11 protein-coding genes and 3 pseudogenes are annotated in these 12,120 nt (G+C 56.7%); 9 read left to right on the top strand and 5 right to left on the bottom strand.

Annotated elements, in window-relative coordinates; genetic code table 11:
• Positions 1-21 precede the first annotated feature (21 nt).
• The 5 genes from RHEC894_RS26265 to prs all read left to right on the top strand — a co-directional run bounded on the left by RHEC894_RS26265 (position 22) and on the right by prs (position 4,289).
• A complete protein-coding gene (locus tag RHEC894_RS26265; protein ID WP_010068492.1) occupies positions 22-1,290 on the top strand; it encodes a radical SAM protein in 1,269 nt (422 codons plus the stop codon).
• Positions 1,291-1,370: 80 nt separating this feature from the next.
• Positions 1,371-1,865, top strand: a complete 495-nt coding sequence (locus RHEC894_RS26270) for a hypothetical protein (RefSeq protein ID WP_085739675.1) — start codon at positions 1,371-1,373, stop codon at positions 1,863-1,865.
• A 5-nt stretch (positions 1,866-1,870) separates the two neighbouring features.
• Positions 1,871-2,200, top strand: a complete 330-nt coding sequence (locus RHEC894_RS26275; RefSeq protein ID WP_085739676.1) for a hypothetical protein — start codon at positions 1,871-1,873, stop codon at positions 2,198-2,200.
• A 29-nt stretch (positions 2,201-2,229) separates the two neighbouring features.
• Positions 2,230-3,345, top strand: a complete 1,116-nt coding sequence (locus RHEC894_RS26280; RefSeq protein ID WP_004672715.1) for a nucleotidyltransferase family protein — start codon at positions 2,230-2,232, stop codon at positions 3,343-3,345.
• A gap of 2 nt (positions 3,346-3,347) precedes the next feature.
• Complete coding sequence (prs, locus tag RHEC894_RS26285) at positions 3,348-4,289, top strand: ribose-phosphate diphosphokinase (RefSeq protein ID WP_085739677.1); 942 nt, start codon at positions 3,348-3,350, stop codon at positions 4,287-4,289.
• A gap of 6 nt (positions 4,290-4,295) precedes the next feature.
• Here prs and RHEC894_RS33830 read toward each other — a convergent pair whose 3' ends face one another.
• The 4 genes and pseudogenes from RHEC894_RS33830 to RHEC894_RS26300 all read right to left on the bottom strand — a co-directional run.
• Positions 4,296-5,387 carry a medium chain dehydrogenase/reductase family protein gene (locus RHEC894_RS33830; RefSeq protein ID WP_348630166.1) on the bottom strand — a complete coding sequence of 364 codons (1,092 nt, stop codon included), beginning with the start codon at positions 5,385-5,387 and terminating at the stop codon, positions 4,296-4,298.
• 376 nt (positions 5,388-5,763) lie between these two features.
• Positions 5,764-6,064 (bottom strand): annotated as a pseudogene (locus RHEC894_RS26295) (TrbC/VirB2 family protein); the annotation flags it as partial.
• Positions 6,054-6,196, bottom strand: a pseudogene (locus RHEC894_RS33640) (conjugal transfer protein TrbB); the annotation flags it as partial. The pseudogenes RHEC894_RS33640 and RHEC894_RS26295, both read right to left, overlap by 11 nt.
• Before the next feature lie 97 nt (positions 6,197-6,293).
• Positions 6,294-6,581, bottom strand: a pseudogene (locus tag RHEC894_RS26300) (acyl-homoserine-lactone synthase); the annotation flags it as partial.
• 84 nt (positions 6,582-6,665) lie between these two features.
• Here RHEC894_RS26300 and RHEC894_RS26305 point away from each other — a divergent pair.
• Positions 6,666-7,766 (top strand): ISAs1 family transposase, encoded by a 1,101-nt coding sequence (locus RHEC894_RS26305; RefSeq protein ID WP_085739680.1) that lies wholly within the window; start codon positions 6,666-6,668, stop codon positions 7,764-7,766.
• 73 nt (positions 7,767-7,839) lie between these two features.
• On the opposite strand, the gene RHEC894_RS26310 is transcribed toward RHEC894_RS26305, so the two are convergent.
• Entirely contained in the window at positions 7,840-8,133 is a 294-nt protein-coding gene (locus tag RHEC894_RS26310) for an acyl-homoserine-lactone synthase (protein WP_085739681.1), read from the bottom strand.
• A 386-nt stretch (positions 8,134-8,519) separates the two neighbouring features.
• On the opposite strand from RHEC894_RS26310, the gene repA reads away from it, so the two are divergent.
• The 3 genes from repA (at position 8,520) to repC (ending at position 12,120) form a co-directional block, all read left to right on the top strand.
• Positions 8,520-9,734, top strand: coding sequence for a plasmid partitioning protein RepA (repA, locus tag RHEC894_RS26315; RefSeq protein ID WP_008534005.1), 1,215 nt, complete (start codon positions 8,520-8,522; stop codon positions 9,732-9,734).
• The gene (gene repB / locus RHEC894_RS26320; RefSeq protein ID WP_085739682.1) at positions 9,731-10,756 is read left to right on the top strand and encodes a plasmid partitioning protein RepB; all 1,026 of its coding nucleotides are present in this window, start codon (positions 9,731-9,733) and stop codon (positions 10,754-10,756) included. Before repA ends, repB begins: the two co-directional genes overlap by 4 nt.
• Positions 10,757-10,911: 155 nt before the next feature.
• Positions 10,912-12,120, top strand: coding sequence for a plasmid replication protein RepC (gene repC / locus RHEC894_RS26325; RefSeq protein ID WP_085739683.1), 1,209 nt, complete (start codon positions 10,912-10,914; stop codon positions 12,118-12,120).

The following is a 12,120-nucleotide window of genomic DNA, read 5'->3' on the forward strand; positions in this document are numbered from 1 at the left end:
TAGACGTGAGGAGGCAAGCGCATGAATACCCCTGATTGGCTTTCGACACCGCAGGACGTGCATGTAGCCAGTCAGACGCTACAGGCCCTCGTCACAAGTGAACTTTCGAAACGAGTCGTCTCGGAAAACGAAATTAAAACGATCTATCTGTTTCTAACCCGCAAGTGCAATTTGGGATGCCACCACTGTTACATCGCAGGCGTCGGGTCCAAGGCCAAGGGCATTGATTTCAACCTTGAGACGATCCAAGGACTGATCGAGCAAGCACTACCCAATGGGCTGCGCAAGGTTAAGGTTTCCGGGGGTGAACCGATGGTTCACAAGGAATTCATGGCAGTCATGGAATACCTCGCATCCTGTGGGCTGAAGGAGCTGGTTTTCGAGACGAATGGAACCCTCTTTGACGAGTTCACGATCGAGCAGCTAAGTAGGCTCCCCAATTTGACGGTCTTCATCAGCCTCGACCATTTCGACCCAGAGGCGCACGACGCTTTCAGAGCAAAATCGGGTGCGTTCGCCAAGACTGCGATTGTCCTGCAGCGGCTTGGAAAAACTGACATCTCTACGGTGGTAACGACGACTGCCTATCGCAACAACTATGACAAGGTGATTTCGATTATAGATTTGGTGCTCGGCTGGGGCATCAAAAAGCATCGGACGCTGCTCAACATACATCCGATGGGCAACGCGCGCAGCCATGAGGACAATGCGATAAGCTTGGAGGAATGCGAGCTACTGATAGGCGATCTTTTGAAATCTCCCCATTTTGAGAGTGGCGCTGCATACATGACTCTGCCGCCGGCTCTGATGCCTCTCAAGTATCTGAACGGCGTGCATACTTGCGGTTGGGGCGACAACGTACTGGGCATACTGTCGAACGGACAAGTTTCGATGTGCAGTGCCTCCTACGATGATCCGGAAATGATCGCCGGCAATGCCTTCGAAATGCCCTTGATGGAAATCTGGCGCAACAGCCCGTTCTTCCATGAGCTACGCGAGGTGGTGAGTGGCGAGGTTAAGGGCGTCTGCGGCAACTGCGTGTTTTATCCAGTCTGTCGCGGCGTCTGCAAGATGAGTAGCTGGTCGCACTATGGTGAAAAGGACGCGCCCTATCCGCTGTGCCAGGAACTTTACAATAACGGAGGTTTTCCGGAGTACGCTCTGGTGGACCCGACGAAAGATTCCACCTACCGCCGCGGAGTTATAGCAAAAGAGCGTCGGCCCGCCGCCGAAGCTCCTGTCTATAACTTCTCGGAGGAAATCGCGGCTGCTGCGCAAAACACTCACTAACGCAGGAGGCGCGACGTAATAATTGCTGTGTCGACGACGTAATTTAACCAGGTCAACAAAAATAACGTGGAGGATTGGGGATGAGCAGAGCTTTCCGAGGTGCGGCGGGTGTGGCGCACACACTTGCGAACAACGCGATACGATCCGGCAACAAAGCAGCCGCCCAGCAAGCCCAGGTGATTTCTCGTCTCGCGGAAGGACTCGCCCGGCTGCAGGCGGGTTTGGATGACCAAGCTCAGCAATTGACGGCTGGCCTTGTAAAATTAGAGCAATCGCTAAAGGTGTCACGCAGATCGCAACGGTCGAAATCCGGCTCACTCGCTGCTAACGGCGAACTACAAAACTACTACGTTGATATAACCGCCTCGAAGATATTTGGCAAAGCCAATTGGCCGCGCGCCGCCGATTCAGGTCTTGTAGGACGCCGCATTGGGCGAGGACCGGTTAGGATGACTGGTTCCGACACACAATCGGCAAAGGCGGTTACCGCCGCATTCGCCAAACTTCTCTCGGCTCAGGCACAATTGCTGCAGATACGCAGTGAAGTGGAAGACCTCAAGAAGGTTCAGAGGTAGCGGCAATGGCTAGTTCCCGACTGTTTGGCTACGCCGTTGACGAAGAGGATGGCAAGCTGGTAATCGTGATTGACGGATTGCTTGCCGAAAGTTGCATCCGGCAAATTCGGGACAGCGCCCAGACGGGCCGCGGTGGTGAACTCTTGTCGCGATTGCTGCCGGTAAGTTCGGTTTACAAGCTTATGTCTGGACAAGAGGAACGCGCTGAAGAAACGCTCAGCCTTGAACAGTTGCTTGGACAAAACGTCGACCAGAGTTTCGCTTCCTTCGAACAACAGTTCGCCGACCTGAGGCAGACACTAGCCGAATTCGGCAGCTCGGAAAGTTCGAAATAAATCACGCAGCCGTATCAGGAGTCTCCGCGATGCTTCGGTTGTCACCAGAAGACTCTATTTTGCTGATCACCTGCCGGGCCTACCTACGACCCGAGGATGAAGAGCGTTTGGTCCGTCTCTGCAAGGAGCCTGTCAACTGGCCCTATGTGGTATGGCGCGCCGAGCATAATCGGACGGTGCCGCTGCTTGAGAATCACTTGCGCCGCCTCGATTTGTTGACACTATTGCCCACTGAGGCGGCGCATTACGTTCAGTGCTGGACTGTCATGTCAAAGGTCAGGTCCGCACTCGAATTTCGCAATCTGCCAGAAATCATGGATGCGCTGGATCGGGCCGGCATCGCCTGGTTCCTGGTGAAGGGACCAGATCTCGCGCTTCTCCACTATCCCGATCCACTCCTACGGCCGATGACCGATCTCGACATCATGGTCAAGCCCGCTGACGCGCAGCGCGTGCAGCGGCTCATGTTCGATCTCGGCTACCGGCACGGTATTTTCGATCCTTCAAATGGCAACTGGCATCCGGAACGAAAGGAACTCGATGACGAAACCTTCCGCGAAAGCTATTCCTTGCCGGTGTTTGTAAGGATAGAATCCGTTGAATCTCCGTTCCCTGGTCCCGCGGTGCCACGCCAGCTGCGCTACCGCCACGTAAAGGGATACATCGATTCCGCGAAGAAGCTGCACATGCCCATCTTCATTGATATGCATGTAAATCTCTCCGTCGGCATCGATGTCGAAGACATATGGTCAGGCGTGCGTCTTGCAAACGGTCTAGGCCGCATATTGCAGGTCCAATCCGCGACTGGCGCCGTCTGGTTCCTTTCGGCCAGGCTTTATCACGAGGCCTTCCTTTATAATTCGCTTCGACTATTGATGTTCGGCGATCTTCATGCGGTTCTACACAAAGAAATGGCGAATATTAGCTGGGCGGAGGTCGCTGCGATAGGTTACAAATACGAGATGAGGCCGGCGTTATATTTCGTCCTGACGCAGATGAAGCGCATCTGTGGGATAGACATACCGTCCGAGTTCCTAGAGCTCATTCGACCTGATCAAACCGAGGTACCACTTCAACATGATTGGGGCGACGTGTTGCCCAAACTGCTGTCTATTCCCACTGTTAACGATCTTGAGCTGGCGTAAATATGGCGCCCGAGTCACCGTATCGTACAGATCCTGCGGCGAACGACCTTCGTATCGCAGCAACCGAAACCTCTGCAAAGTTTGCGTCAACAGTCCATCGGGCCCTCACGCGGTCAGGAATAACGATCCTAAACACGCAGGTGTTCAGCAATGGCCAGATGGCTGTCACTCCGCGCGACGGCGGGCTTGGCGGAGATGTGGTGGTCGTGCAAACATTTCCTGACAGCGTTCATGATCGTCTTTTCGAGTTGTTCCTAGCGCTTGGTGCCGTGCGGGCGCGGGGTCCCCGCACGATTACCGCTGTTCTTCCCTACCTCCCATATTCGCGTTCGGATCGCCCTGCCTTCGACGGCGGACCTGTACCGGTGCGAATCCTTGCGGGGATTATCGAAACGCTCGGTATAGATCGGCTGATAACTTTCGAACTCCATGTTCCTCAGCTGTGCGCCGCATTTGCCTGTCCCGTCGTCAATCTTCAGTTCGCTCCCGTCCTAGTTCGCCATCTCGGTTCTGCGGCCGTCGATGGCGACATGGTCGTTTCACCGGACTTCGGCGGAGCGAAGCGAGCTGAGCACTTGGCGGCCCTGCTCGGCTGCCCATTCGCTGTCATGCGCAAGTACCGCAGAGACGATGATGACTTTCGGGAGAGCGTCGAGATTCTGGGGGACGTTGCTGGCCGGACGATCATCCTGATTGACGACGAAATCAACAGTGGTCAGACGGCTTTTTCAGCCGCCGCACATCTCAAAGCGGCAGGCGCTCGCAAGATAACCCTTGCCGCAGCCCATGCCATATTCACGCCGTCGCTGAACGAAAACTGGGGACGGTCTCAGATCGACCGCATCGTTGTGACCGACAGCGTCGGACGTACCGACAATTTCCCCGACAGTGTCGAAGTAGCCTCGATCGGCAACGAAATTGCAGGCGCGCTGCAGGCACGCTGAGAAGCATTACCTGAAATCTAGCATCACGCGATTAACACGTGGATCGAGCGCCTGCTCGAATGCCTCTTGGGCGTTTGACGAGGGCCAAAGATTGACCTGCAGCACGTCGAAGCGTGCGGCGTGTTCAACGATGGTTCGGATGGCATTTCTCACGTCGTCCGCGCTTTGGGCTATGGTGCCGATCAGTTCAATTTCCCGGTAATGCAGAAAGTTAGCGCCTACCGATAACAAATCGGGCGTCGGAATCGATTGGTAGAGTACAATCCTGGCACCGCGTGACGCCGCAGCTATGGCGCCCTGAATGCCTCTGACACCGAAGCGCGTGCAAAAGATGCAGTCGAAGCCCCAGCCATCCGTTAATCTCTCGACGAGTTTCGGATCAGACAGAGAATGAACTGACCCCGTTGCATGGGCGCCGGTCGACATCACAGGCCCATGCGTTGCCACGTCGTCATCGAAAAGGTAAACGTCGCATCCTTTGGTTGTCAGAAGTATCGAATGGAGAAGGCCCATCGTGCCTCCGCCGATGACGGCCACAGTGTCTCCAGCCTTTGCACGCGCCCTATTTATGCCGCGTGCCACGCAGGCGACAGGTTCAACTAACGCGGCACGCTCGGGAGCCAAAAAGGAAGGTACGGAAAAAACCTGATAGGCGGGTACGCCCACAAAATTGGCCAATCCCCCCGGCCCCTGCGGCACCCCTCCTCTCGCTTTAGGATTTAAATATGCACAGTGGTTGTCCAGTCCGAGGCGGCAGGCACGACATTGGCCGCATCTGCGCATTAAAAGCACCGCAACGCGGTCTCCTACGCGCAGGCCATCCGGTACATCGTCCGGCAGAGACACGATCGTGCCTGACAACTCGTGCCCGCCCCAATAGGGGTAAGTCGGCTTGGCGCCCCGATAAACGCGTTGCTCCGGTGTGCAGAGTCCACACAACTCTATCCGCACACCCACTTCGGACGATACGGCGAGTGGAACCGACAATGTCCATTCTTCAACCTTGCGGGGGCAAGTAATTACGAGTCCACGAACCTCCATACGAGACCTCTCGCTCCCCGACACACCGACTGTCCTAATATGTACACTTACTTGCATCCAGAATCTAGCCAACAACCACAGGCGGCAGTCAGAAACCTGATGGAATCACGTGCCTTGCTGGCGGGCTTGCTTATGTCCTGGGTCTTGACAAGCTTCTCGGAGATATCGTCGGCGCAAACGGCAAAGGACGTTTCAAGCGGCAGAAGTGTTCCCTTGCGCAAGGAGCGACGAAACTATTGAAGGTAGAGTGGAGCGCTTGGGCCGCGTCAATGCCACCAGCCTCAAACACGAGCCGCGGTTTACCAGCCCGTTCTTCGATGCATCCTCATCTCTGCGAAGATGCCATGTCGCCTTCCCTCATCTGCCCGCGCGAACCCTCCTAAGAGCCTATCGCCACATCGTCCAAAGCTTCATCCTTCGTGGCGCACCGGTTCGAACCGAACAGACCAACAATCCGAGTCGCACCGAGAAGGATGACGGCAACAAGCACGACGTAGACAAGACGTCGCGCAAAACCGTTGAGCTCGCCGCCAAAGCTCAGCATGCCGACGGCTATCGCGATCGCCGCGAGCGCAATGGCGCCCGCAACGGGGCCGGAGACCTCTTGGATTTGCTGCAGCGGTCCTTCCCCAGGCAGACCACCGCGCGGGAGCTGGCGAGAGCCGGACCAGATGGAGCGAGCACGACCGGGCCGCAAGAAGCGCGATGGTGATGAGGGAAACTCTATACGATATGGCGCGCCTCCTCTTCTTCGGTGAGCTGGTCGGACTCAGTTTCGTAGTGCCCCTGCGAACCGTTCGACTTGAATCACGTCGCGGGCGCGCCGTCCGCGGCGTCCGCTCGAACGAGATGATCAGGTCGACCGCTGCGTCCTCGAGCGCGATGCAGAGTTGGTCGCCAAGCGCCTCCCGAAGTTGCGCACGAACCGGGGATGAGAAGGAAGCTGGGTCAAAGTGATCTCCGTTACGCTTGATGACTGCAGGCGGTGAGGTTAGATCGGTAGTTGGGCGGCCGCAACATCAGAAAGGTCTCAGCGTTTGCTGGACGCGTGCCTGCGATGGCGGTGGTGGCAACGATCTTCTCTGGCTCCCCCAAGCGCGGGAGAGGCCATTCGACGCTAGCAAGAGTTCGCTCGAACCTGATATCCGTTACCGCAACGACTTCGCTGAGACCACCTCCCAGGCACCATTCTACGATGCCGGCGAACAAGGTCAGCGTTGCCTCGTGAACGGAACCATCTCCCCTCCCCTCCCCTCCCAGGGGAATCGCATATAAGTATTGCGTCTGCTGAGCTGATGGATTCAGTAGCGGCTTTCTCTGATTTGGGGAGAGCCGATGTCTGTGTTGATCTCGATATTGCGGGAAGTTCGCGATCCGCGCGATGTGAATGCCCGGCACGATCTGGGGGAACTGCTGTTTCTAGCGCTTTTGGCGACATTGCGCGGTGCCAAGACTTGTGTGGAGATGGCGGAATTCTCCGAGGCGCGGCAGGAAGAACTTCGCGAGATCGTCGCGCTGCGGCATGGGGCGCCGAGCCACGACACGTTCAGCCGGGTGTTTCGGCTGCTCGACCCAACGGAACTGGAGCGCGCGTTCGGCGCCTTCATGACGGCGTTGCGAGGCGCGCTGGGCTTGCCGGCGCCCAAGGGCGTGGTGGCGATCGACGGCAAGTCGCTGCGGCGGGGATACGACAAGGGCCGCGCCTTCATGCCGCCCTTGATGGTGAGCGTCTGGGATGTCGAAACGCGGCCTTCGATCGCCGCGATGCGTGCGCCGGGCGGCGACGAGATCAAGGCGACGCTCAGTGTGCTCAAGGCATTGACGCTGAAGGGTTGTACGGTGACGGCAGATGCGCTGCACTGCCATCCGGCGATGGCCCAGGCGCTGCTTGCGGCCAAGGCGCAATACGCGCTCGGGCTGAAGGCCAATCATGGACCGCTGTTCAGGGCCGCCGAAGCCGGCTTTGCGGCGGTGACCGATCTCGCCGTCTTCGAGACCCGCGAGCGCGGCCATGGGCGAGAGGAGCAGCGCCGTGCGTCGGTGCTGCCGGTCGACCGGCTGGTCAAACGGCCCAGCTTGCCCGGTCTCAAGGCGATCGGCCGTATCGAGGCGGTGCGCACTGGCGCCAATGGCAAGCCAGAGCAGGCCGTCCGCTATATCGCCCTCTCCAAAGTCCTCACGCCGAAAAAGCTCGCCGAAGTCGTGCGCGCCCACTGGACAATCGAAAACCAGCTCCACTGGATCCTCGACGTCGTCTTCAACGAGGACGATGCTCGAACCCGCAAGGACAATGGACCGCAAAATCTTGCTGTCATCCGCAGGCTGGCACTGAATATCTTGCGAGCCCACCCGCTCGACAAGCCCATCGCAAGCAAAATGCGCAGAGCAAACTGGAACAAAGAATTCTTCTTCCAACTCTTTGCTCATATGCGATAGCCCTGCCTCCCCTCCCCTCCCCTCCCCTCCCCTCCCCTCCACTCTTCGAGGTGTCGACGCAAAAGCGAGAACTCTAGACCATCAGGGGATTGGCGTTCAGGCGGCCCTTCGGGAGCAGAGACGGAAATACGTCTACCAGCATGGTCGGTCCCATCGCAGACAAATCGCGTGCACATCCTGCAAGTGGTCCAGCCGCGGTGACATCCAGGATGGCAGTCGGGGCGAGAGCGTCAACCCCATCTGCCTCGTCGACTACTTCTACATCCCAAGTGCGAGTGGAAAAGATCCTCGCACGTAGCCTATGATCGTCCTGAAGCAGCTGCGCTTCGTAGTAAATTTTTGGTGTCGAGATCGCGAATACCTGCATGAATTTCTCCGCCGCCGTTAGGCGCCGGGAACTCTCCACGAATTGGAATCGGGCGTCCGTTGTCGAATGCTTACGGTTTTGTGCGAGTGAGTCGCGGCAAGGGGATCACCGACTTTGCCGAGGTCTTCTGCGTTTCGTCTAAGTCGCCGGGGCACATTTGTAGGATTCACAATAAAACACACCATGACGAATCGGTACCGCGGTCTTGCTAAGCTGCAGGATATAAACGGAAAAACCCATTTACTCTACGTTCCGGGTTTATCCACGTTAGCCTTTCGTTAACCTAAAACCCCTTGCTCAAAATGCAGAATCGGCTCTAATAGCTAGTGGCGGAACTTTAGCGGTTTCGCGAAAAGTTCCGCCACTTGCAGGAAATGGGTTTTGAGATGGCGAAAACCGCAGCAAAAACAGCGCCGGTCGTCGAAGGGTTGACCGCATTGATGGAGCGTCATGCTGACGCTCTCTCCAGCCAACTTCAAGCACATCATCTCAAGGTCTTCCCGCCGACGTCCGAAAAGGGCATTCGATCCTTTGCACCGTCAGAAGCCTCAAAACTGCTTGGCATCGGTGAGTCTTATCTTAGACAAACTGCTTCGGAAATGCCTGAACTGCACGTTAGTATGAGCCCTGGCGGTCGACGCACGTTCACGATCGAAGATATTCATTCAATCCGTAAGCACCTGGACCTGATTGGCCGCGGGAACCGGCGTTACCTGCCCCATCGTCGCACGGGAGAGCAGCTTCAAGTCGTCTCGGTGATGAATTTCAAAGGCGGCTCGGGCAAGACGACGACAGCCGCGCATCTGGCACAGTACCTGGCAATGCGTGGCTACCGGATTCTGGCGATTGATCTTGATCCCCAAGCAAGCCTTTCCGCACTCTTCGGCAGTCAGCCAGAAACTGACGTTGGTCCGAACGAAACACTCTATGGCGCCATCCGGTATGATGACGAGCAGGTCCCAATCGAGCAGGTTGTCCGAGGAACGTACATCCCGGATCTTCATCTAATTCCTGGCAATCTTGAACTGATGGAGTTCGAGCACGATACCCCGCGCGCGCTTATGAACCGGAAGGAAGGTGACACGCTTTTTTACGGTCGGATCAGTCAGGTCATCGAAGACATCGCGGACAACTACGATGTCGTCGTTATCGATTGCCCTCCCCAACTTGGCTATCTCACGCTTTCGGCTCTGACCGCCGCAACCTCGATCCTCGTCACCGTCCATCCCCAGATGTTGGATGTAATGTCGATGAACCAATTTCTGGCGATGACCTCGAATCTCCTTCGGGAAATCGAGAACGCAGGCGCCCAGTTCAAGTTCAATTGGATGCGCTACCTCGTCACTCGTTTTGAACCGAGCGATGGCCCGCAGAACCAGATGGTGGGCTATCTGCGTTCGATCTTCGGCGAAAATGTCCTCAATTTTCCGATGCTCAAGACGACCGCCGTTTCGGACGCTGGCCTGACGAATCAAACCCTCTTTGAGGTTGAGCGCGGACAGTTCACGCGCTCGACCTATGATCGGGCCTTAGAGGCGATGAACGCCGTCAACGACGAGATCGAAACTCTAATCAAAAAAGCATGGGGTAGAACCACATGAGTCGGAAGCACCTCCTTGACGTCACCACGGACGCGCCCGACAGCTCATCAGCTGCTGAACACAGAGCGGCAAAGACTCGCTCCATGCCGCTTCTCGGCGTGACCAGAAAAGAACGAGATCCAGCGACGAAGCTGACTGCAAACATCGGTAACGCGTTGCGCGAGCAAAATGATCGTCTTGGTCGTGCCGAGGAGATCGAGCGGCGTCTCGCCGAAGGTCAGGCCGTGGTTGAACTGAACGCGTCGTCAATCGAGCCGTCCTTCGTTCAGGATCGCATGCAACGTGATATCGAAGGACTTCTTGCATCCATCCGCGAGCAAGGACAGCAGGTCCCAATCCTTGTGAGACCTCATCCCGTTAAACCCGCGCACTACCAAGTTGCCTTTGGACACCGCCGGCTGCGCGCCGTTTCGGAGCTAGGACTGCCGGTCAAGGCGGTTGTTCGAGACTTGACGGACGAGCAGTTGGTTGTCGCACAGGGTCAGGAAAACAATGAGCGCGAAGACCTCACCTTCATTGAAAAGGCACGTTTCGCACACAAGCTAAACAAGCAGTTTTCACGAGAAATTGTCATCGCGGCTATGTCAATCGACAAAAGCAACTTGTCGAAGATGCTCCTGCTTGTTGACGCCCTCCCCTCTGAATTGATCGATGCCATCGGCGCCGCTCCAGGCGTTGGACGCCCAAGTTGGCAGCAATTGGCAGAGCTGGTTGAGAAAGCATCGCCTCCGGCAGGCGCTGCGAAATATGCTGCCTCGGAGGAGGTGCAGGCGCTGCCGTCGTCGGAACGGTTCAAGGCAGTGATCGACCATCTGAAACCGCGTCGGACTGCGCGCGGGTTGCCAGACGTCCTGTCGACCCCCGATGGCGACAGGCTTGCGCAGGTCACGCAGAGCAAGAGCAAGCTCGAAATTACCATTGACAGGAAAGCCACGCCGGATTTCGCGGCTTTCGTACTCGAGCATTTGCCGGCGCTTTACCAGGAGCATCGCGCAAAGCATCAACGGAAACAGGGAGTGTAACCCGCAAAAGAAAAGAGCTCCCTCAACGTCGCCGTCGTGGAAGCCCTTCTGTCTCTGTAGCAAGAACAGAATCGCATTTCCTCGAATCCTCGTCAAGAGTCTTTGGCGCCGTTTTGGTGAGCGAATTTCCTTTGCCTGCTGAAAGGTGAGAGACAATGCAGTCGGGGAATGTAGCGACGCCGTTCGGGCGGCGGCCGATGACGCTTGCGCTCGTGCGGCGCCAGGCGGCAATGGAAATCAAGCATGGAAAAGCTGCCGATAAGTGGAAAGTGTTGAGAGACGCTTCCGCCGCGATGGAACTGCTCGGGATCCAGTCGAACAGTCTGGCTGTTCTTGACGCACTTTTGAGCTTTTATCCTGACAATGAGTTGCGTCAGGATGCACAATTGATTGTCTTCCCCTCGAATGCCCAACTGGCGCTTCGGGCGCATGCAATGGCGGGCGCAACGTTGCGGCGGCATATTGCCATTCTGGTGGAGTCGGGGTTGATCGTCCGTAAGGATAGCGCCAATGGCAAGCGCTTCGCCCGCAAGGGCGACGATGGCCAGATCGAGAATGCTTTTGGCTTCGACCTGTCGCCCCTCCTGGCGAGGTCGGAAGAGTTGGCGATGTTGGCGCAAAGAGTGGCGGCCGAGAGAGCCTCGCTCAGGAAAGCCAAAGAGAGCCTTACAATTTGCCGGCGGGATGTTCGCAAACTTATTACTGCTGCAATGGTCGAGGGCGCCGACGGCGATTGGAAGACGACCGAGGACATCTACATTGCGCTCGCGAGCAGAATTCCGCGCGTTCCGACCCTTGAAGGGGTCACTAGCGTTCTCAATGAAATGGTGATGCTCCGTGAGAAAGTGCTTAATCGGTTGGAAAACCTCGAGAATGCTGAAAAAATTAGCACCAATGCCGCTCATATCGAGCAGCACATACAGAATTCAAAACCCGAATCCATTAATGAATCTGAACCACGCTCCGAACAGGAGCAGGGGGCAAAGGCGAGCTTGAGCCATCAGCCGAAGAATGAATCGCAAAAGGCGTTCCCATTGGGATTGGTGCTCAAGGCGTGCCCGATGATCAGCGACTATGCACCGCGCGGCGTGGGGAGTTGGCGAGATCTGATGTCTGCCGCTGTGGTGGTTCGATCTATGCTGGGGGTAAGCCCTTCCGCATACCAGGATGCCTGCGAGGCGCTAGGACCGGAGAATGCTGCGGTGGCAATTGCGTGCATCCTGGAAAGGGCTAACTTCATCAACTCTCCTGGAGGCTATCTGCGGGATCTAACGCGCCGAAGTGAGCGCGGTGAATTCTCGCTTGGCCCGATGATAATGGCGTTGTTGAAGGCCAACGGGCAAGGTGGTTTGAGGGCTGGGTAA

Source organism: Rhizobium sp. CIAT894 (assembly GCF_000172795.2).
GTDB lineage: Bacteria > Pseudomonadota > Alphaproteobacteria > Rhizobiales > Rhizobiaceae > Rhizobium.